This is a genomic window from Mesorhizobium caraganae (assembly GCF_016836705.1).
GTDB classification, from domain to species: Bacteria; Pseudomonadota; Alphaproteobacteria; order Rhizobiales; family Rhizobiaceae; genus Mesorhizobium; species Mesorhizobium caraganae.
This window is the reverse complement of sequence record NZ_JAFCGY010000110.1, coordinates 1-701: the sequence shown is the minus strand read 5'-3', so window position 1 is coordinate 701 and position 701 is coordinate 1. Positions and strand designations below refer to the sequence as shown.

The following is a 701-nucleotide window of genomic DNA, read 5'->3' as shown; positions in this document are numbered from 1 at the left end:
ATCAAGCCGGCCAGTTGCCCGCCGACAGTTTCAATACAGCGAACTTTTGGCAGGGGATGCCTTCACCCGCCTATTCGCCGGCACAAAGTGTAAATCAGCCAAGCCCGCCAACGTGGGATCAAGACATCGGGGCATCGATCTTCGGCCCGACATATCACCAGCCAGCTCCCTTCGATTTCGGAGAGTACGTCCCCCCGAATTGGGAAGACGGCTTTCGGGCGCCGATAGACATGTTGCGCCAAATGCACTACCGCGATCTACTCCCGAGCCAAGCCCAGCAAATGATGACTATCTACATCAGAGGGCAGCGCTGCACGGCCGTGTTGGGCCCAGAAGGACGAAGCCACATTCTTCTCTACCGGCAGTAAGAAAGCGATGACTGAGCAGTGGATCGTCAAGCCCGGTAAACGATGAGGAAAGGTTCGTCGGACCGGCTTCAGGAGCAGGTCTCAAAGCAATCCGAGCTGCTGAGGTCCGTCGAACGGTTGGGCGACTTTGCTGCACAGCGCTTATCGCTGTTTAGGACGGTCAACCAGACTGCGGGTAGCCGAAGAAAAGGAAATGGCTGTCATGTTCCCAGAGAACGGTGACTTCAGTCCGGAGACATGGGCTTTCCTTGTGGCCCTGACGGGCCTCACTCCGCCGACCGCCGACCCGGTGGACATGGAAAGCACGATCGGATTGGTCAGCCATCCAGACAA

General features: G+C 57.5%; 1 pseudogene. It reads left to right on the top strand.

Going from position 1 to position 701, the window contains the following annotated elements:
• Nucleotides 1-368: pseudogene (locus tag JQK88_RS35865) on the top strand (Ulp1 family isopeptidase); the annotation flags it as partial.
• Between the last annotated feature and the right edge of the window lie 333 nt (nucleotides 369-701).